Below are 19,550 nucleotides of genomic sequence, written 5' to 3'. Positions count from 1 at the left end.
AAAAAATAAACCGAAAAATAAAATCAAACTATTATTTTTGCGGATGCAACAAAACAACGTACTTATTTTAGATTTTGGCTCGCAATATACTCAGTTAATTGCTCGCCGAGTTAGAGAATTAAACATTTACTGTGAAATTCACCCTTACAACAAAATTCCAAAAAATTTAGAATCTTTTAAAGCGGTAATACTTTCAGGAAGCCCTTCATCGGTACGTGCAAAGGAAGCTCCGCATCCAGATTTATCTGCAATAAGAGGTAAAAAGCCTTTATTAGCTGTTTGTTATGGAGCACAATATTTAGCTCATTTTTCAGGCGGGTTAGTAGCACCCTCAAACACTAGAGAATACGGGCGTGCAAATTTATCTTACATAAAAGAAAACGAAAAATTTTTTAAAGACATTTCTGTGGGTAGTCAAGTTTGGATGAGCCATTCAGACACGATAAAAGAATTACCTGAAAAAGCTATTTTATTAGCTAGCACTAATGACGTAGAAAATGCAGCCTATAAAATTGACGGAGAAAACACGTATGCTATTCAATTTCATCCAGAAGTATACCATTCTACCGATGGAAAACAATTATTACAAAATTTTTTAGTTAATATAGCTGGTGTTGCTCAAAGCTGGACTCCAGATTCGTTTGTAGAGTCAACAGTTAATAGCTTAAGAGAAAAAATAAAAGACGACAAAGTTGTTTTGGGTTTATCTGGAGGAGTAGATTCTACCGTAGCTGCGGTTTTATTACACAAAGCCATTGGTAAAAATTTACACTGTATTTTCGTTAACAATGGGCTACTAAGAAAAAATGAATTTACTAGCGTATTACAACAATACGAAGGCATGGGTTTAAATGTAAAAGGCGTTGATGCTTCGGCACGTTTTTTGGATGCTTTAAAAGGATTAAGTGAGCCAGAGGCAAAACGTAAAGCAATTGGTAAAATTTTTATTGATGTTTTTGATGATGAAGCCCATCAAATAAAAGACGCGAAATGGTTAGCTCAAGGTACTATTTATCCAGATGTAATTGAATCTGTATCGGTAAACGGAGGTCCTTCAGCAACGATTAAAAGTCACCATAACGTAGGTGGGCTACCTGATTTTATGAAATTAAAAATAGTTGAACCACTACGAATGATTTTTAAAGATGAAGTACGCCGCGTAGGTAAATCTATGGGAATTGACGCCGAATTATTAGGGCGCCACCCATTTCCTGGACCAGGTTTAGCTATTCGAATTTTAGGAGATATCACCGCTGAAAAAGTTAGTATTTTGCAAGAAGTAGACGCCATTTTTATTACTAATTTAAAAAAATATAATCTATACAACAAGGTTTGGCAAGCGGGTGCTATTTTATTACCCGTAAATTCGGTGGGTGTTATGGGTGACGAACGTACTTACGAAAAAGTAGTAGCTTTACGTGCCGTAGAAAGTACTGATGGCATGACTGCAGATTGGGTAAATTTACCCTACGAGTTTTTACAAAAAACATCAAACGAAATTATAAATAAAGTAAAAGGTGTTAACAGAGTGGTATACGACATTAGTTCAAAACCACCAGCAACTATTGAATGGGAATAGAATAAAAATTTTGTTTTTTATCCTTACAGGTTAGATTCAACTTTTTTCAAAAATTAAGAAATTATGAAAAAACTAAAGTTTTTAATATTATTAAGTGTTTTGACTTTTGCTGTTTCTTGCGGCCAACAAAAACGGTACGTAAGTTACAAGGTAAAAGAAGGAGAAACTATGCGTGATATTGCAAAACGTTATAATTTAAAAACAAAAGATTTACTGCGTTTAAACCCTGATGTAGGAAGAAGACCTGATGCAAATACAGCCATTATTGTTCCTAATTTAAAAAATAAGGAAAACCAAATTGGTAAAAATGTTTCTATAAAAAACGAAAACTCTGACGATGTAAAAAACCCAAAGCATAATAAGGTAACAGAAAACGAAAAAGCAAACAAAGAGTTAGAAAATTTAAAAAAGAATTTTATTGTTCATAAGGTAAAACCCAAAGAAACCATATACAGTTTAAAACGTTTTTATAATGTTTCTGAAGATGATTTATTTGCCCTAAACCCGAACTTAAAAAGCAACGGATTAAAGGCAGGAGAAATTATAAAAATTAAACCTATAGAAACCGATGAAGACACTAAAGAAAACCTTGTTTTTGAAGACAATATAAAACCCGGAGCAAGTATAAAACTAGCTTTATTACTTCCTTTTAGAGCAAATGAATACACAAATGATTCCCCTGACGATATTTTTGAAAGAAATACACTAGCCAATATGGTTACCGATTTTTATATGGGTGCAGAAATAGCCATCGACTCTATAAAAAAACAAGGTGTAAATGTAGATGTACATGTTTTTGATACAGGTAAAAGAGGCGCTAAAACGAGCACAATACTATCTAACGGTTTATTAAATGATGTTGATGCTATTATTGGCCCTTTTTATTCTGACAAAGCAAAATTAGTAGCTAATAAAGTAAAGGCTCCTGTTATTTTCCCTCATTTTTCTGACAAACAAACAGAATTTTCTTCTTCAAAATTAGTAGCTACAGCTCCAAACAAAGATACCTACCAAGAAACATTAATTAATTATTTATCAAAAAATTATAATAAAGAGAACATTGTTATTGTAGGAGATGGCAATTCTAATTCAAATGCTAGTATAACCCGTTTTGTAAAATATTTAAAAAAACAAGACTCTATTACCACCACCATTCACGTTTTAAAACCTGAAAACGGCTATATTAAAAAAGAGCGCTTTACAGATATTATGAAACCTAATTCGCACAATTGGCTAATTATAATTTCTGATGATACTGTTATTGTTGCCAATGCTTTAAACAGTATGGTTTCTCTACCAGAAAATGCTACCGTAAAAGTTTTTACTCCTGAAAAAAGCGAGGCTTATGATAAAATTGACAACAATATGTTAGCTTCAATTGGTTTAACCTATGTTAGTAGTGAGTATACAGATGAAAACACCTATTCTACCAAAGCTTTTAATAGAAAATACAAAGCTAAAAACAATGCACTCCCTTCTAGTTATGCAACTAAAGGATTTGATGTAACATACGATGTATTAGCTCGTTTAGTTTCTTCTGACAATGACTTAAAAGAAACTTTTAATAAAGGATTCTCTTATCGTTTGGCTAATAAATTTGACTACGATAAATCATTATTTGGCACAACTAAAAACAATGGCGTATTTATTGTAAAATACAACAAAGACCTAAGCTTGGTAAGACTTAAATAATAAGAGTAAAAGGTAAAAGGGTGGCTTTATTATTAAACGTGCTATATATTGTTATATAAATAACAATTGGTTAGTTAATAAATAATACATGATAAACTGACAGCTAAGCCCTAAAAAAAAACCTAAATACACTTCTTTTGGGGTATGTGCTTTTAAATTTAACCTAGCACTAGCTAATAAACCTGCCAACCCAATTAAAACAATAACAATTGGCAATACCGAAAAAGACACCCAGTAACTTAAAATTAGAAAAAAACCAATAGCGCTACCTATAGACAGCAAGTGAAAACTTACTTTTATATTAAAAAAGTAAAAAATATAAATCAGCAACAAACCCAAATCTGTACCATAAAAAAGATACCCTAAGAATCTAAAATTTGGAGTAGTGTAAAAAATTTTACCTAAAACAAAAAATAAAACAATCATAAAAAACAGAGGTATTTTACGTTCTTTGATTGTTTCTACTTTAAAACTTTTTATAAACCCTAATGCTTTTAAAAGCGTTAATAACAAAAAGGGAATTACATATGTTGCTATAATAATAATGATTAACACAACCCCTTTTTGTTGATAGCTTATCGTATTTGGAACATATAGTAAATAAAGTAAAAAACCAAGAGTTGGCATTACCAATGGATGTAATAAAATTGATATAAGCTTACACCAACGCATAATAAAAATGTGTTTATTATATTTCTTTTCTAAGTCGTGCTACAGAAATATCTAATTGTTCTCGATACTTAGCTACCGTTCTACGAGCAATAGGATATCCTTTTTCTTTTAAAATTTTAGAAAGTTTTTCATCGGTAAGCGGTTTGCGCTTATCTTCTTCACTAATAACCGTTTCTAATATTTTTTTAATCTCTTTCGTAGACACATCTTCTCCTTGATCATTTTTCATCGATTCAGAAAAGAAGTCTTTAATTAATTTTGTTCCGTATGGTGTAGAAACATATTTACTATTTGCCACTCTAGAAACCGTAGAAACATCCATATTTATTTTATCTGCAATATCTTTTAGAATCATTGGTTTTAACTTTCGTTCGTCACCTGTTAAAAAATAATCGTATTGATATTGCATAATTGCATTCATTGTTACCAATAAGGTTTGTTGGCGTTGTTTAATGGCATCTATAAACCATTTGGCAGCATCTAATTTTTGTTTAATAAATAGTACGGTGTCTTTTTGCGATTTTGTTTTTTCTTTCGAAACTTGATAACCCTTCAACATATCATTATACTCACGTGAAATATGTAACTCAGGAGCATTTCGTGCATTTAATGTTAAATCTAACTCACCATCAATAATTTTTATAGTAAAATCAGGTATAATTTGTTCAGCTACCTTATTGTTTCCTGCATACGAACTTCCAGGCTTTGGATTTAACTTACTAATTTCTGTAATAGCATTTTTAAGCTGCTCTTCGGTAATCGAAAATTTTTCAATGAGTTTTTTATAATGTTTTTTTACAAATTGATCAAAGGCATTTTCAAGAATATTAATTGCCAGCAACCTGCTTGGTGTTTCTGATTTTTCTTTTAATTGAATAATTAAACATTCTTTTAAATCTAAAGCCCCAACCCCTGTAGGGTCTAATTTTTGCACCACATTAGTAAGTACCTTTTCTACCTCTTGATCGGTGGTATAGATATTTTGTGTAAAAGCTAAATCGTCAACTAAGTCACTAATTTCTCTACGAATGTAACCACTATCATCAATACTCCCCACCAAAAACTCAGCAATACCCCGCTCTTGTTCGTTAATACTAAAAGTGTTTAGTTGATTTAATAACGATTGGTGAAAGGTTGTACCAGCAGCATAAGGCACTTGTTTTTCTTCATCGTCTGAAGAATAATTGTTTGTCTGTGTTTTATAGCTCGGAAATTCATCGTCGCTTAAATATTCATCTATATTAATATCATCGGCATCTATTTTTTCATTACCTAAATCATCTTCATATTCATTTGTTAAGGTGTCTTCAAAATTTTCAGCCTCATCTTTACCTGTTTCTAAAGCAGGATTTTCTTCTATTTCTTGTTTTAAACGTTCTTCAAAAGCTTGCGTAGGCAATTGAATCAATTTCATTAATTGAATTTGTTGCGGTGATAGTTTTTGAAGTAATTTTTGTTGTAAATTTTGCTTAAGCATAAAAACAAATATATAAAATCATCTAAAATAAAAAACAGACTACCTTAAACGTGTGAAAACTACTAGATAAGTTAAACTATTAACTTATGAACCTTAACACTTACAGAATAAGAATATTTTAAGTAAGATAAGAAAAATAACTACTTTACTGCTTTTATAGTCAAAAAAAATATTTAAAACTCCGCATTTTGAGGGGTTCTAGGAAACGGTATAACATCTCTTATATTTCCCATACCCGTAGTAAATTGAACTAAACGCTCAAAACCAAGACCAAAACCAGCATGTACAGCTGTACCAAATTTACGTGTGTCTAAATACCACCATAATTCTTTTTCTTCAATTCCTAAAGCCTTCATTTTATCTTTTAAAACATCTAAACGCTCCTCTCTTTGGCTACCTCCAACAATTTCTCCAATTCCAGGAAATAGAACATCCATAGCTCGAACCGTTTTTTGATCTTCATTTAATCGCATATAAAAAGCCTTAATATTAGCTGGGTAATCAAATAAAATTACGGGGCATTTAAAATGCTTTTCAACTAAATATCGTTCGTGTTCTGATTGTAAATCGGCACCCCATTGATCAATTATATATTGAAATTTTTTCTTTTTATTAGGTTTTGAATTACGTAAAATATCAATAGCTTCGGTATAAGAAACACGTTTAAAATCGTTAGTCACTACAAAATTTAATTTTTCTAACAAACTCATTTCACTACGTTCTGCCTGAGGCTTTGTTTTTTCTTCTTGTAAAAGTCGATTATTTAGAAAATCTAAATCGTCTTTACAATTTTCAATAACATAACCTAAAACGTATTTAATAAAGTCTTCTGCCAAATCCATATCGCCATCTAAATCCATAAAAGCAACTTCGGGTTCTATCATCCAAAACTCTGCTAAATGGCGGGTAGTATTTGAGTTTTCGGCTCTAAAAGTTGGTCCAAAAGTATATACTTTACCTAATGCCATTGCATAGGTTTCGGCTTCTAATTGCCCTGAAACGGTTAAATTGGTTTCTTTTCCAAAAAAATCTTTTGTGTAATCTACTGCTCCTGCTTCATTTAACGGAGCTTGATTTGCTTTAAAATTAGTTACGTGAAACATTTCTCCTGCACCTTCAGCATCAGAGCCTGTGATAATAGGTGTGTTTACATAATAAAACCCATTTTTTTGAAAATATGTATGCACCGCAAACGACAATGCCGAACGCACACGCATTACTGCGCTAAACGTGTTGGTACGAATACGTAAATGAGCATTTTCACGCAAAAATTCAAAACTGTGTTTTTTGGGTTGAATAGGATATTCTTCTGGATTACTATCGCCTAAAATTTCAATTTCAGATACTTGAATTTCAACAGCTTGTCCTTTACCTTGGCTTTCTACCAAAGTGCCTTGTATTGCAATTGCAGCTCCTGTAGTAATTCGTTTTATAATATCTTGATCTGTATTTTCAAAATCTACTACACATTGAATGTTATTAATTGTAGAACCATCGTTTAAGGCAATAAAACGATTACTTCTAAAAGTTCTTACCCATCCTTTTATATGTACTTTTTGTGAAAACTGGGTTGCTTGTAATAAATCTTGTATGCTGCTTCTCTTCATTTTAAAAAAATATAAAATACGAGGGCAAAGATACTTTTTTGATATAAAATGGGCAATGATATCTTAAAACTAGTTACATTAAAACATGTATAACTAATATTTACTTATGTAACTTGCAAAGTGCCTTAAAAGAGAAAGAAAATTATAAAACTCGTTTCGCTGTTACAAAACTACTCTTCCAATACTTTTCTAAAAGCGAAGAAACTATTACTCCGTTAGAAGTTGTAGAATGTATAAAGTGTATTCCGTTATTTACCGATGTTACTAAGCCAACATGGTTAATTTTTGCATTACTTTTTTCTACTGTTTTAAAAAATAACAAATCGCCTCGACGAACTTGACCTAACGAAATGGTATAACCTTGTTTAAACATTTCATGGGTAGTTCTTTCAAGCGAAACACCTCGATAATTAAAAGCCACATACAACAAACCCGAACAATCCATTCCTTTTTTAGTTGTTCCTCCATATTTATACGGGGTACGTTTATACGAAACGGCTGTCCAAACTATTTTATCTGCAATTGTGGGAGAGGCTGTTTTTATTGATGAGGTTACTTTTTTAGACGATGAACATGCACCTATTAAAAAGGGAATGACCAGAAATATGAAGTTAATTTTTCTTAACACCTCATCTATTTTAATTTTTCTACAATGAGTTTAGCTGTTTTTAAAGATGCCCCTTTACCGCCAAGCTTTTGTTCTAACTCGTAATAATTATTAAAAATTTTATCTCTAGATGAAGGGTTTAAAATTTTGTGAAGTTCTTTTTTTAAATTGTTTTTTGTTAAATCATTTTGAATTAACTCAACAACCACCTCTTTATCCATTATCAAATTTACCAAAGAAATAAACTTTAAGGTAATAATACGTTTAGCAATTTGATACGAAATAAAACTTGTTTTATAACAAACCACTTGTGGCACTTTATATAAAGCGGTTTCTAAAGTAGCAGTTCCTGAAGTAACTATTGCCGCATATGAAATACTCAACAAATCGTATGTTTTGTTATTAATAAATGTTACGTTTTTATTTGTAATAAAAGAACTATAAAACTGTGGTGTTTGACTCGGTGCTCCAGCAATTACAAATTGATAGTCTTCAAAATCATCAACAACAGAGAGCATTATTTTTACCATTTTGGTAATTTCTTGTTTTCTACTACCCGGTAATAATGCTATAATATTTTTAGTTCCTAAATTATGCTGATTTCTAAAATCGGCTTCATCTACTTGATTTCTATCTGCGATTTCATCTATTAACGGATGACCAACAAAATACACCTCGTAATTATACTTTTTATAAAATTCTTTTTCAAAAGGAAGAATTACAAACATGGCATCAATATCGCGTTTGATATCTTTTACACGACCTGCTCTACTTGCCCAAACCTGAGGAGAAATATAATAATTAGTTCTAAACCCTTGTTGTTTTGCCCATTTTGCAATACGAAGATTAAAGCCTGAATTGTCTATAAAAATAATTACATCAGGGTTAAACTCTGCAATATCTTTTTTACAGAACGAAATCATTTTTAAAATCTTTCCGAGGTTTGATATTACCTCATAAAACCCCATAAAGGCCCGTTCGTTATAATGTTTAACCAAAGTACCTCCAACAGCCTTCATTAAATCACCCCCCCAAAACCGTATGGTTGCATCAGTATCCTGTTTATACAATGCTTTCATTAAATTGGCACCGTGTAAATCACCCGAAGCTTCGCCTGCTATAATGTAGTATTTCATTTATTTGATAATATTTCGCTATATTAATTTTAACACAAGTGTAAATAAGGCAATAAATATGGTTGTTAAAAGCACTCCTCTAGCTCGATAATCTTGGTTTTTCTTTAAAAAAATAAAAAAAACAAACAAATTTGGTAGTGCCGCTAAAGCTATAACCGCTCCCCAAATTTTACCTTCTTTAATTAAACTAATTGTTTCATGAAACCCATAACGAGAAATATATTCTAAATATAAAAACAAGCCGCCAAAAGTAGCAAATAGTGATACTAATATACCAATACAAATTTCTTTAGTTATAGATCCCATGTGTTTAATTTTTGAATCATATGGTGAGCTGTTAAATCAAACTGTACAGGTACTACGGAAATATATCCATTTTCTAAAGCCCAAATATCAGTATCTTCGCCCTTATCTTTATTTATAAATTCACCTGATAACCAATAATATTCTTTCCCAAAAGGGCTTTTGCGTTTGTCAAAATTTTCTTTCCAATATCCATTTGCTTGTCTGCAAATTTTTACCCCCTTAATTTCGTCTTCTTTTAATTTAGGAATATTAACATTTAGCACAACATCTTCAGGTATGCCATTAAGTAGCGCATTTAACGTGATGTTTTTAACATAGGCTGTCGAGGCTCTAAAATCAGCATGCCAATCAAAATCTAACAACGAAAAACCAATTGCTGGAACTCCTTCTATCCCTGCTTCTATCGCAGCACTCATAGTACCTGAATAAATTACATTGATTGATGAATTTGCTCCATGGTTTATACCTGAAACACATAAATCGGGTTTGCGATTTAAAATTTCGTTTATTGCCATTTTTACACAATCGGCAGGTGTGCCAGAACAGGTATATTCTAACTGAGGGCCCTCATCAATTGTAATAGGGTTACAGTGCAGTACACTATCAACGGTTATAGCGTGCCCCATACCACTTTGCGGACTATCGGGCGCCACAACTACAACATCACCTATTGTGTTCATAATTTGTATTAAAAAGCGAATTCCTGGAGCTGTTATTCCATCGTCATTAGTTACTAAAATTAAGGGTCTTTCTTGCATTGTTTTTTATATTATAAAACAAAAGTAATTCATTTTTTTATATTGTTTTGTAAAGATTTATCGCTACTGCTTTTTTATACTGTGGGTTCGTTTACAATTTACTACATTTGCGAAAATTTTTTTACAAATGAACTTTTGGAATAAAGTTGCCAGTATTATTTTACGAAATAGATATTTCGTTCTCGTAATTATAGGAATAATAACTGCATTATTAGCTTCACAAATGAAATACATGCGTTTTTCATATACCGAAGCAAATTTGTTGCCCGAAGACCATCAGGCAAACATAGATTATAATAAATTCTTAAAAATTTTTGGTGAAGAAGGTAACCTAGTTATACTTGGAGTTAAAGATAGTACGCTATTTACACCTGAAAAGTTTAATGCTTGGAATAAACTAATCAAAAATTTTGACACCATAAAACAGGTAGATTTTACAATATCTATTGATGATGTTAAAAAATTAAAAGCTGATAGAGCACAACGAAAATTTGTGCTTGAACCTTTATTTAATAAAAACCCGAAAACAAAGGAAGAAATTGATAAAATAAAGAATCAGTTATTTGAAAAACTTCCATTTTATGAAAATTTACTCTATAATAAAAATGGCACTGTACAAACAGCCATCTATATTAAAAAAGATATTGTAAATACTATAGAAAGGAGAAATTTTATTGCCGATTACTTAATTCCTACAATTTCTAAATTTGAAAAAAAATATAATTTAGATGTTCACATTTCAGGATTACCCTACGTTCGAACCGTAAATTCTCAAAATATTATTGATGAAATGGGCTTTTTTGTATTAGGAGCCCTATTTATTACCGCCTTTATTTTCTTTTTCTTTTTTCGTTCGTATAGAGCTACCTTTATTACTCTTTTAGTTGTAAGTATCGGTGTTATTTGGGCTTTTGGGTTTATTGGCTTGTTTCGTTACGAAATAACGGTTTTATCCGCTTTAATTCCTCCATTAATAATTGTTATTGGAGTACCCAACGCCATTTTTCTTATTAATAAATATCAACAAGAAGTTAAAAAACATGGTAATCAAGCTAAATCGTTACAACGTGTTATTTCAAAGGTTGGAAATGCTACTTTAATGACCAATGTTACTACCGCTTCTGGTTTTGCTACTTTTATTTTTGTTAAAAGTCAGTTACTACGAGAGTTTGGTATTTTGGCGTCAGTAAACATTGTTAGCATTTTTGTTTTGGCATTACTAATTATACCAATTATATATAGTTTTATGCCACTTCCACAAAAAAAACACTTAAACCATCTTGAAAAAAGTTGGATGAATAACGTGGTAAATTGGATGGAAAGAACGGTGAAAAATAAACGGATTACAATTTATATTACCACTGTTTGTATTATTATTTTTGGTTTAATCGGTTTATTTCAAATAAAAGTATCGGGTAGTATGATTGACGACATGCCTAAAGGCATGGAGTTTTATAAAGACATTAAGTTTTTTGAGAGAGAATTTGGAGGTATTATGCCGCTAGAAATTTTAATTGATACAAAACGAGATAAGGGAGTTATGAACTTATCTACTTTGAAAAAAATGGATAAACTCGATGAAACTATTGAAACTTTTCCAGAATTATCAAAACCTATTTCAATAGTAAACTTAGTAAAATACTCTAAACAAGCATATTATAACGGAAACCCTAAATACTATCAATTACCAACTGCACAAGAAAAAAGTTACATTTTTGCGTACACAAAAAACACGAATACAAACACAGGAATGCTTAAAAACTTTGTTGATAGCACAGGTCGTTACGCACGAATAACTACGTTTATGAAAGACGTTAGTACCAATAAAATGGACATTATTCAAGACCGTTTAAATGCGGTGGTAAAGAAACAATTTCCAAGCGATAGATACGAAGTATCTTTAACAGGTAAACCTTTGGTTTTTTTAAAAGGAACCAACTACTTGATTAAAAATTTAATTATCTCTCTGTCATTAGCTATATTTTTAATTGCTTTTTTTATGGCGTGGATGTTTCGATCACCTCAAATGATTTTAATCTCTCTAATACCGAATATACTTCCGTTATTGGTAACTGCTGGATTAATGGGCTTTTTTGGTATCCCTCTAAAACCTTCTACTATTTTAGTTTTTAGTATTGCATTTGGAATTTCGGTAGATGACACAATTCATTTTCTAGCTAAATACAGGCAAGAATTAATGAATAATAATTGGAAAGTTAGAAAATCAGTTTTTACTGCCTTGCGAGAAACAGGAGTAAGTATGTTTTATACTTCAATTGTTCTATTTTTTGGCTTTTTAGTGTTTACGATTTCTAGTTTTGGAGGCACAATTGCTTTAGGAGGCTTAGTTTCTATTACCCTATTATTAGCAATGGTATCTAATTTATTACTCTTACCGTCGCTATTACTTTCTTTTGAAAATAAAATCGCCAACAAAAAAGTATTTAAAGAGCCTACAATTAAAATAATTCCTCCTAAAGAAGAGGAAGAAGAATAATACCATATCAAAAAAAAAAATCAAAAGCCAATATTAAAACACTAATATTGGCTTTTGATTTTTTTATCTGGTAAGTATACTTTATTTATAGAATGTAAAAAATTAAACCAAAATGCATCATTTTTTTTGAAAGAACCGATGTTGTTTCGGTACTCTTTTTAAAAATAGGTGTTAACCCATAATAAACATAAAAATTAAAAATATCATAGCCTAACGACATGGTTAAGCCTGTTTGAAGTTTTTGATACTGTAAAACATTAGTGTATACAGTATTGGTTGCTACTTCTTGAAACTTATTATTGATATTATAGCTAATTTTTACACCTGTGTATATTCGCCAAAAACTATAATTTTGAGCCGTAGATGTACGCCACCTAAATTGTATTGGAAACACTATTTCGTGTAATTTAAGCGTATTAGGTTTAGACAAATCGTTATCAACCTGAAAAGTTGTGTTGCCATTATTGTCAACTATTTTAACATTATGGTTAAATAAATCATAACGATAACCTACACCTATCCCTAAAGCCGTATTACCCCCTTTATTAAGCGGTATATCTTTTATAAACCCCATTGAAAAACCATAAGGAAAACTTCTATTATTAATATCTGAGGGTTGATTTCTAAGAACATTATAGGTTATATTTAAATACAACTGATCTTCTAAATAATGATCGCCTAATTGTAAAGAATCTTTTTGAGAAAAAGCAAAATTAGCAGATAATATAAGACATAAAAGAAGTATGTTTTTCATCAAAATAAATTTAAATTAAATATTTGTTTTTTTAATGTTTTTAATTCAATAAGCCCTCTTCTTCTAGTAATTTATCTAATATAACTACCGCTACTAAAATTAGGAATTAAGTCTACTAAAAAAATATTTATAAAGATAAAAAAAGAGCAACCGATAAGTTGCTCTTTTAGTATTATTTTAAATTACGATAGGGTTTTATTTACCTATATCACTTCCTGTGTGTGTAGATAAGTTTAACTTAAGAGCATTTACATCTCTTAATTTTAAACGAATATCGGTTAACGTACCCACACTAGATTCTTTATCTGCTTTAATAGAGGTTGTCATAAAAGGAATATCTGATTCTGATACTTTAGAACGCGCATTTATTATAAAAGCTGGCACATCATCAGGAGTAGAAATTTTATCATTTAACTGAATTCTATTATACCCCGAACCATATTTACTAGTTTCTTTTGCTTTACCAACATAAATTGTGCTTACTAAACTTTTATGCTCTAACTTTTTAACCTCTGTAGCACTGGGTAACCTCGGATTATCTATTTTTAAATCTGTTTCTCTCATCGTAGTGGTTACCATAAAAAAGAACAATAACATAAAAACAATATCAGGTAAAGATGCCGTAGATACTGCTGGCATTTCTTTTTTCTTCTTTATAAATTTAGACATACAAATTTGTTTTTAAATTATTTTGTACCCTCAGGATCAAGATCGGTAATGATTAGAGGATAACTATCTTTTATATCTTGTACTTTCTTTCTTAACGATTCGTCTTTACGACCGCTATCTTTAAAAGCTTCTTCTAACTCGGTAAACGACATATTATATCGTTTTTGAGATAGTTTATTTCGTAATTCAGCGTAAGCTTGTAACAATTGGTTTTGTACTGCTATGTATGTACCATATTCTGTAGCTCTATCACTTTGCACTGAAATAACTGCTTTATTAGGGTGGTCAGACGAACTAGGGTCTTTATCACCATTACAATAATCGCATGGTGTACCTTTACTTTCACCTTCTTTTGGACTTCCTATACCCCCACCATTGTCTATAAATTTCAAGGCTGCATCTTTTAAGTCTTTTATATCCATAACTTCATTCTCTACAAAAAGTTCGTTATTACGGTTTATATTAACTTCAAAAAGATTTTTATCCTTTATTTTTGGTGGCTTTACGTTTGGCGGTATCTTTTCTGCTAATTTTTTTGAAATACCAGAGTCTACATCCATCGTAGTGGTTACAAGGAAAAAGATAAGTAGCAAGAAAGCAATATCTGCCATCGAACCTGCATTAATTTCGGGGTTTTCTCTTCTTGCCATAATCTCTTATTTTATAAGTCCTTTAATTAAATCTCCAATAAAAAAGATACCTGCTAAACCACCTAAAATAAGGCTAAACCAAATACCTGTACTGGTCCATTTAGAAGTAGCACTACCTGCTGCAGCTATAATCCCTTCTGGACCTGAAACAGCTCCATCAGAAGCTAAAGAGTATGAAAGAAAAAATAAAACAATAAAAATACCAACACCTAATAAGGTTTTCTTTAAAGAGGCTGGGTTTTTTATTATCCCCCAAATCGACAAAACTACAGCTATTAACACCGTAATGTAAAATAACCATTGCGAAAAAGTTACTATTGAACCTACTGAGTCGCTTACTGCTTGTGCATCATCGCCAGCCGACATTACTCTTACAAATAAGATGGCGCCAATAATAGCTATAGCAGAAATAACAATAGTCAATATTTTTGATAAATTATTTTTCATATGACTTCTTATTTTTTGTATTTAGCCAACAAATCGATTAATGTAATAGAAGCATTTTCCATATTATTAACAATACTATCTATTTTAGAGATGATATAGTTATAAAAAATTTGTAAAATAATAGCTACTATTAACCCAAAAACTGTTGTTAAAAGTGCAATTTTAATACCTGTTGCTACTACCGCAGGAGAAATATCATTTGCTACAGCAATTGAGTCAAAAGATTGAATCATACCAATTACCGTACCCATGAATCCTAGCATCGGTGCTAAGGCAATAAATAAAGAAATCCAAGAAACATTTTTCTCTAATAACCCCATTTGTACACCACCATAACCAACTACTGCTTTTTCAGCTGCATCTAAGCCTTCATCTGCTCTTTCTAAACCTTGGTAAAAGATTGAAGCAACAGGTCCTTTTGTGTTTCTACAAACTTCTTTAGCTGCTTCTACACCACCAGAACTTAGCGCATCATCTATTTTTGCTACTAATTTTTTAGTGTTGGTAGTCGCCATATTTAAATAAATAATTCTTTCAATAACGATTGCTAAACCTAAAATTAAGGCCACTAATACAATCCCCATAAATTTAGGATCTCCTTCAATAAAACGTTGTTTTAACTCTTGGGTAAACGTTTTGGTCTCTTCTTGAGCAAAAGTTGATTGAATTGCTCCAAAAAACATAAATCCTGTTACAGTTAGGAAATTTACTACTTTTTTCATCTTTGTTATAAATTAATTTTTAATAGTTAACGGGTTAAAGATATAATTTTATTCTAAAAGTTAAGAAAACGATTACTAAAAAAGAACAACTGTTCTTAATTAGAAACTATTTTCGTTTTTTTCAGACTGCCAAGTAACAAAAAAATGTTGGGACAGTAAAAAAAAATTGCTGAAATTGTACTTTTTAGCTGAATTTTTGTTTTTCTCTGACTAAAAACCAATTACTTTTTACCCTATTTCACCTCGTAAAGATTGTTCAAAATAATATTTAAAATCTTTCTTAGATAAATTTTCACCTAATAAATACATCATTTTAGCTACAGCTGTCTCGGTAGTAATGTCTTTTCCGTTAACAACACCTATTTTTTTTAGTGCAACACTCGTTTCATAATGCCCCATTAACACACTTCCTCCCGCACATTGCGTCACATTTACTATACGGATATCATTTTTTATGGCTTGTTTTAACAAATCGATAAATCTTTTTTCTGTAGGCGCATTACCTGAACCATATGTTTCAAGAATTATTCCTTTTAAATTTGGAATAGTAATGATGCTTTTTACAACCGTTTCGGTTATTCCAGGATACAATTTCAAAATAACAATACGAGAGTCTAATTTTTTTCTGACAATTAATTTAGATTGATTTTTTTTCGGTTTTAATAATAAATTATTATTAAAATGTAAATGCACCCCACTTTCTGCCAAAGGAGGATAATTCATAGACGTAAAAGCTTCAAACTGCTCGGCATTTATTTTAGTAGTTCTGTTTGCTCTATATAACTTGTACTCAAAATACAAACACACCTCTCTAATTACTGGCTTATTATTTTTACGTGTTGAGGCTATTTCTATTGAAGTAATTAAATTTTCTTTAGCATCGGTGCGTAAATCACCTATAGGTAATTGCGACCCTGTAAAAATTACTGGTTTTTGCAAATTTTCAAACATAAAACTAATCGCAGATGATGTATATGACATGGTATCAGAACCTGTTAACACTACAAAACCATCAAAATTTTGATATTTATTTTCAATAATTTCAGCTATTTTAATGTAATAGCTTGTATTCATATTTGATGAGTCTATAGGTTTTTCAAAAGAAACAGGAATAATATTACAATTTAACTGCTCTATTTCTGGAATTTTTTCTAAAAGCTGATTAAAATCAAACGCTTTTAAAGCATTCGTTTTATAATCTTTTACCATACCAATAGTACCCCCAGTATAAAGCAATAAAATATTAGGTCTATTTGTCATTTTGTCATTTTTTATTGTTAATTTCAATTTGGAATAATTTGTGTTGTAAACATAGCAAACAATTATTGATAACAAAACTTTAAACAATATAAATTATGGCTATAGGATTTGAATATTATATTATAATAGGTGCTATTTCTTTATGTAGCTGGTTAGTAAGCAATACCTTAAAAAGAAAATTTGAAAAATATTCAAAAATTCATTTACGTAATGGGTTAAGTGGCGCTGAAATTGCTGAAAAAATGTTGGCAGACCATGGTATTTCTGATGTAAAAGTAATTTCAACCCCTGGTAGATTAACCGATCATTATAATCCTCAAAATAAAACTGTAAACCTTAGTGAAGCTGTATATAACGAACGAAACGCTGCTTCGGCAGCTGTAGCTGCTCACGAAGTAGGTCATGCCGTACAACATGCTAAAGCTTATAAATGGTTAACCATGCGATCGCAATTAGTGCCTATGGTAAATGTATCTTCTCAATTTTCACAATGGCTGATTATGGGTGGCTTAATTTTAGGAGCTGCTTCTGGAATGGGGTATTGGGTACTTGTTGCTGGTGTAGTGTTAATGGCAATAGCTACTTTGTTTAGCTTTATAACACTACCTGTAGAATATGATGCCAGTAATAGAGCGCTCGCTTGGTTAGAAAATAAACACATTGTAACTCGTGAAGAATTAGCTGGTTCTAAAGATGCACTAAAGTGGGCAGCTCGAACATATTTAGTATCTGCTTTAGGTTCATTAGCCATGTTAGCTTATTGGATATTACGATTACTGGCAAGCAGAGATTAATCTAAATTAACCGTATAAAAAAAATCCCATTTTTAGTATATCAAAATGGGATTTTTTTATGCTTTTATCTTTGCTCTTACAGTCTTAATTTATCAATAAAACTAATCGTTTAATTTTAATACCGCCATAAATGCTTGTTGGGGAATTTCTACATTACCCACTTGTCGCATACGTTTTTTACCTTTTTTTTGTTTTTCAAGAAGTTTTCTTTTTCTAGAAATATCACCTCCATAACATTTAGCGGTTACATCTTTACGTAGGGCTTTTACCGTTTCACGAGCAATAATTTTTGCACCAATAGCTGCCTGAATTGGAATATCAAACTGTTGGCGCGGAATTAATTCTTTCAATTTTTCGCAAATTCGTTTACCTATAGCGTATGCATTATCGGCATGCAATAAAGCGGAAAGAGCATCTACAGGCTGCCCATTTAACAACATATCAACACGTACTAGTTTCGATGTTCGCATACCAATAGGATGGTAATCAAACGAAGCATAACCTTTAGACACGGTTTTTAATCGGTCGTAAAAATCAAAAACAATTTCTGCCAACGGCATATCAAAAATTAATTCGACACGTTGAGGAGTTAAATATGTTTGGTTTACTATTTGACCACGCTTATCAATACATAAACTCATTACTTGACCAACAAAATCAGCCTTTGTAATAATAGATGCCTTAATAAAAGGCTCTTCTACTCTATCTAATTTTGACGGATCAGGCAAGTCAGATGGATTATTTACAATAATAGCCTCATCAATATGTTTTTTTGTATAAGCATGATAAGAAACGTTAGGCACCGTGGTAATAACAGTCATGTTAAACTCACGCTCTAAACGCTCTTGAATAATCTCCATATGCAACATTCCTAAAAAACCACATCGAAAACCAAAACCTAATGCAGCAGAACTCTCGGGCTGAAAAACCAAAGAAGCATCATTTAATTGCAATTTTTCCATCGAAGCACGAAGTTCTTCGTAATCTTCTGTATCTACAGGATAAATTCCTGCAAAAACCATTGGCTTTACATTTTCAAAACCTTCAATTCGGCTAGCCGTTGGGTTTGCAAAATCGGTAATTGTATCACCTACTTTTACTTCTTTAGCAGCTTTTATGCCTGTAATTAAATACCCAACATCACCCGTTTTAATTTCGTTTTTTACAACTTGGTTTAATTTTAAAGTACCTACCTCATCTGCATCATATCGTTTACCTGTAGCCATAAATTTTATTTGTTGATTCTTTTTTATAGAACCATCAACCACTCTAAAATAGGTTTCTACCCCTCTATAAGAATTATAAACCGAATCAAAAATCAAGGCTTTTAACGGTGCTTCTGGATTACCACTTGGAGCAGGAATTTTTTCGATAATAGCCTCCAAAACATTTTCAACTCCAAAACCTGTTTTACCACTTGCATGAATAACTTCTTCTGGTGTACAACCTAATAAATCAACAATATCATCAGTTACCTCTTCTGGGTTTGCAGATGGTAAATCAACTTTATTTAATACTGGAATAATTTCTAAATCATTTTCTAATGCTAGATACAAGTTAGAAATGGTTTGTGCCTGAATACTCTGCGCAGCATCAACAATTAACAAAGCGCCTTCGCAAGCTGCAATAGAGCGAGATACTTCGTACGAAAAATCTACGTGACCCGGTGTGTCAATTAAATTTAAAATATAGCTTTCACCTTTGTAAATATAGTCCATTTGAATAGCGTGTGATTTAATGGTAATACCCCGTTCACGCTCCAAATCCATATTATCTAATAATTGATTTTGCTTTTCTCGCTCAGTAACCGACCCTGTATAATCTAATAAACGATCTGCCAAGGTGCTTTTACCATGATCAATATGTGCGATAATGCAAAAGTTTCTAATGTTTTTCATACTTCGTATTCTAACTTCTTGTGAC

At 31.3% G+C, this 19,550-nt stretch carries 18 protein-coding genes; 4 read left to right on the top strand and 14 right to left on the bottom strand.

What is annotated here, in order from left to right; all coding sequences use genetic code 11:
- Positions 1-43: 43 nt before the first annotated feature.
- Positions 44-1,579, top strand: coding sequence for a glutamine-hydrolyzing GMP synthase (gene guaA / locus AB2B44_RS06935; RefSeq protein WP_369048847.1), 1,536 nt, complete (start codon positions 44-46; stop codon positions 1,577-1,579).
- Positions 1,580-1,642: 63 nt separating this feature from the next.
- Positions 1,643-3,271, top strand: coding sequence for a LysM peptidoglycan-binding domain-containing protein (locus tag AB2B44_RS06930; protein ID WP_369048846.1), 1,629 nt, complete (start codon positions 1,643-1,645; stop codon positions 3,269-3,271).
- Positions 3,272-3,322: 51 nt separating this feature from the next.
- Here the strand turns inward: AB2B44_RS06930 and AB2B44_RS06925 are convergent, their stop codons facing one another.
- The 7 genes from AB2B44_RS06925 to surE all read right to left on the bottom strand — a co-directional run bounded on the left by AB2B44_RS06925 (position 3,323) and on the right by surE (position 9,834).
- Entirely contained in the window at positions 3,323-3,943 is a 621-nt protein-coding gene (locus tag AB2B44_RS06925; RefSeq protein ID WP_369048845.1) for a hypothetical protein, read from the bottom strand.
- A gap of 16 nt (positions 3,944-3,959) precedes the next feature.
- Positions 3,960-5,420 carry an RNA polymerase factor sigma-54 gene (rpoN, locus tag AB2B44_RS06920; RefSeq protein WP_369048844.1) on the bottom strand — a complete coding sequence of 487 codons (1,461 nt, stop codon included), beginning with the start codon at positions 5,418-5,420 and terminating at the stop codon, positions 3,960-3,962.
- Positions 5,421-5,593: 173 nt separating this feature from the next.
- Positions 5,594-7,027, bottom strand: a complete 1,434-nt coding sequence (gene asnS / locus AB2B44_RS06915; RefSeq protein WP_369048843.1) for an asparagine--tRNA ligase — start codon at positions 7,025-7,027, stop codon at positions 5,594-5,596.
- A 142-nt stretch (positions 7,028-7,169) separates the two neighbouring features.
- A complete protein-coding gene (locus tag AB2B44_RS06910) occupies positions 7,170-7,655 on the bottom strand; it encodes a C40 family peptidase (RefSeq protein WP_369048842.1) in 486 nt (161 codons plus the stop codon).
- Positions 7,656-7,660: 5 nt separating this feature from the next.
- Entirely contained in the window at positions 7,661-8,770 is a 1,110-nt protein-coding gene (gene lpxB / locus AB2B44_RS06905; protein ID WP_369048841.1) for a lipid-A-disaccharide synthase, read from the bottom strand.
- Positions 8,771-8,788: 18 nt separating this feature from the next.
- Positions 8,789-9,076, bottom strand: a complete 288-nt coding sequence (locus AB2B44_RS06900) for a hypothetical protein (protein ID WP_369048840.1) — start codon at positions 9,074-9,076, stop codon at positions 8,789-8,791.
- A complete protein-coding gene (surE, locus tag AB2B44_RS06895; RefSeq protein WP_369048839.1) occupies positions 9,064-9,834 on the bottom strand; it encodes a 5'/3'-nucleotidase SurE in 771 nt (256 codons plus the stop codon). Before surE ends, AB2B44_RS06900 begins: the two co-directional genes overlap by 13 nt.
- A 127-nt stretch (positions 9,835-9,961) precedes the next feature.
- Between surE and AB2B44_RS06890 the strand changes: the two genes are divergently transcribed.
- On the top strand, positions 9,962-12,331 hold the full coding sequence (locus AB2B44_RS06890; RefSeq protein ID WP_369048838.1) for an RND family transporter: 2,370 nt from the start codon (positions 9,962-9,964) through the stop codon (positions 12,329-12,331).
- 85 nt (positions 12,332-12,416) lie between these two features.
- On the opposite strand, the gene AB2B44_RS06885 is transcribed toward AB2B44_RS06890, so the two are convergent.
- From AB2B44_RS06885 to AB2B44_RS06860, 6 genes are all read right to left on the bottom strand, one after another.
- The gene (locus tag AB2B44_RS06885; RefSeq protein WP_369048837.1) at positions 12,417-13,085 is read right to left on the bottom strand and encodes a porin family protein; all 669 of its coding nucleotides are present in this window, start codon (positions 13,083-13,085) and stop codon (positions 12,417-12,419) included.
- Positions 13,086-13,280: 195 nt separating this feature from the next.
- Complete coding sequence (locus AB2B44_RS06880; RefSeq protein WP_369048836.1) at positions 13,281-13,754, bottom strand: ExbD/TolR family protein; 474 nt, start codon at positions 13,752-13,754, stop codon at positions 13,281-13,283.
- Between the two features lie 17 nt (positions 13,755-13,771).
- Positions 13,772-14,404 carry an ExbD/TolR family protein gene (locus tag AB2B44_RS06875; RefSeq protein ID WP_369048835.1) on the bottom strand — a complete coding sequence of 211 codons (633 nt, stop codon included), beginning with the start codon at positions 14,402-14,404 and terminating at the stop codon, positions 13,772-13,774.
- Positions 14,405-14,410: 6 nt separating this feature from the next.
- The gene (locus AB2B44_RS06870) at positions 14,411-14,851 is read right to left on the bottom strand and encodes a hypothetical protein (RefSeq protein WP_369048834.1); all 441 of its coding nucleotides are present in this window, start codon (positions 14,849-14,851) and stop codon (positions 14,411-14,413) included.
- Between the two features lie 8 nt (positions 14,852-14,859).
- Positions 14,860-15,573, bottom strand: coding sequence for a MotA/TolQ/ExbB proton channel family protein (locus tag AB2B44_RS06865; RefSeq protein WP_369048833.1), 714 nt, complete (start codon positions 15,571-15,573; stop codon positions 14,860-14,862).
- Between the two features lie 228 nt (positions 15,574-15,801).
- Entirely contained in the window at positions 15,802-16,833 is a 1,032-nt protein-coding gene (locus AB2B44_RS06860) for an asparaginase (protein WP_369048832.1), read from the bottom strand.
- A gap of 95 nt (positions 16,834-16,928) precedes the next feature.
- Between AB2B44_RS06860 and AB2B44_RS06855 the strand changes: the two genes are divergently transcribed.
- Positions 16,929-17,627: a zinc metallopeptidase gene (locus AB2B44_RS06855; RefSeq protein WP_369048831.1), complete on the top strand. Its 699-nt coding sequence runs from the start codon at positions 16,929-16,931 to the stop codon at positions 17,625-17,627.
- A 101-nt stretch (positions 17,628-17,728) separates the two neighbouring features.
- On the opposite strand, the gene lepA is transcribed toward AB2B44_RS06855, so the two are convergent.
- A complete protein-coding gene (lepA, locus tag AB2B44_RS06850) occupies positions 17,729-19,525 on the bottom strand; it encodes a translation elongation factor 4 (RefSeq protein WP_369048830.1) in 1,797 nt (598 codons plus the stop codon).
- Positions 19,526-19,550 lie beyond the last annotated feature (25 nt).

This window comes from Tenacibaculum sp. UWU-22 (assembly GCF_041021355.1).
Taxonomy (GTDB): domain Bacteria; phylum Bacteroidota; class Bacteroidia; order Flavobacteriales; family Flavobacteriaceae; genus Polaribacter.
Note: the sequence above shows the minus strand (reverse complement) of the source record. Positions and strands in the feature narration are given on the sequence as shown.

Bases quoted from the DNA above. Each gene is read 5' to 3' on its own strand.
- guaA (WP_369048847.1), top strand. From the start codon at position 44: ATGCAACAAAACAACGTACTTATTTTAGATTTTGGCTCGCAATATACT.
- AB2B44_RS06930 (WP_369048846.1), top strand. From the start codon at position 1,643: ATGAAAAAACTAAAGTTTTTAATATTATTAAGTGTTTTGACTTTTGCT.
- AB2B44_RS06925 (WP_369048845.1), bottom strand. From the start codon at position 3,943: ATGCGTTGGTGTAAGCTTATATCAATTTTATTACATCCATTGGTAATG.
- rpoN (WP_369048844.1), bottom strand. From the start codon at position 5,420: ATGCTTAAGCAAAATTTACAACAAAAATTACTTCAAAAACTATCACCG.
- asnS (WP_369048843.1), bottom strand. From the start codon at position 7,027: ATGAAGAGAAGCAGCATACAAGATTTATTACAAGCAACCCAGTTTTCA.
- lpxB (WP_369048841.1), bottom strand. From the start codon at position 8,770: ATGAAATACTACATTATAGCAGGCGAAGCTTCGGGTGATTTACACGGT.
- AB2B44_RS06900 (WP_369048840.1), bottom strand. From the start codon at position 9,076: ATGGGATCTATAACTAAAGAAATTTGTATTGGTATATTAGTATCACTA.
- surE (WP_369048839.1), bottom strand. From the start codon at position 9,834: ATGCAAGAAAGACCCTTAATTTTAGTAACTAATGACGATGGAATAACA.
- AB2B44_RS06890 (WP_369048838.1), top strand. From the start codon at position 9,962: ATGAACTTTTGGAATAAAGTTGCCAGTATTATTTTACGAAATAGATAT.
- AB2B44_RS06885 (WP_369048837.1), bottom strand. From the start codon at position 13,085: ATGAAAAACATACTTCTTTTATGTCTTATATTATCTGCTAATTTTGCT.
- AB2B44_RS06880 (WP_369048836.1), bottom strand. From the start codon at position 13,754: ATGTCTAAATTTATAAAGAAGAAAAAAGAAATGCCAGCAGTATCTACG.
- AB2B44_RS06875 (WP_369048835.1), bottom strand. From the start codon at position 14,404: ATGGCAAGAAGAGAAAACCCCGAAATTAATGCAGGTTCGATGGCAGAT.
- AB2B44_RS06870 (WP_369048834.1), bottom strand. From the start codon at position 14,851: ATGAAAAATAATTTATCAAAAATATTGACTATTGTTATTTCTGCTATA.
- AB2B44_RS06865 (WP_369048833.1), bottom strand. From the start codon at position 15,573: ATGAAAAAAGTAGTAAATTTCCTAACTGTAACAGGATTTATGTTTTTT.
- AB2B44_RS06860 (WP_369048832.1), bottom strand. From the start codon at position 16,833: ATGACAAATAGACCTAATATTTTATTGCTTTATACTGGGGGTACTATT.
- AB2B44_RS06855 (WP_369048831.1), top strand. From the start codon at position 16,929: ATGGCTATAGGATTTGAATATTATATTATAATAGGTGCTATTTCTTTA.
- lepA (WP_369048830.1), bottom strand. From the start codon at position 19,525: ATGAAAAACATTAGAAACTTTTGCATTATCGCACATATTGATCATGGT.